The organism is Streptococcus sp. CCH8-C6 (genome assembly GCF_001557225.1).
GTDB lineage: Bacteria > Bacillota > Bacilli > Lactobacillales > Streptococcaceae > Streptococcus > Streptococcus sanguinis_C.
The window spans coordinates 1-288 of record NZ_LSJN01000077.1 but is presented as its reverse complement, the minus strand read 5'-3'; the positions used below and the strand labels follow the sequence as shown (position 1 = coordinate 288).

At 53.8% G+C, this 288-nt stretch carries 2 tRNA genes; both read left to right on the top strand.

From position 1 onward, the window contains the following. The first annotated feature begins 60 nt into the window (after positions 1-60). Positions 61-134: transfer RNA gene (locus tag AX677_RS08085), tRNA-Met, on the top strand. A 13-nt stretch (positions 135-147) separates the two neighbouring features. Beyond that, a tRNA-Ile gene (locus AX677_RS08080) sits at positions 148-221 on the top strand. Positions 222-288 lie beyond the last annotated feature (67 nt).

Sequence of the window (288 nt, the reverse complement as noted above, 5' to 3'; positions counted from 1 at the left end):
GTAGAGTACTTGGTTTGGGACCAAGGTGTCGCAGGTTCGAATCCTGTCTTCCCGATAGATGGCGGTGTAGCTCAGCTGGCTAGAGCGTCCGGTTCATACCCGGGAGGTCGGGGGTTCGATCCCCTTCGCCGCTATAATGATCTTGTCGGACCTTTAGCTCAGCTGGTTAGAGCTCTCGGCTCATAACCGAGTGGTCGTAGGTTCAAGTCCTACAAGGTCCATAGTGTTATTTTGGAGGATTACCCAAGTCCGGCTGAAGGGAACGGTCTTGAAAACCGTCAGGCGTGT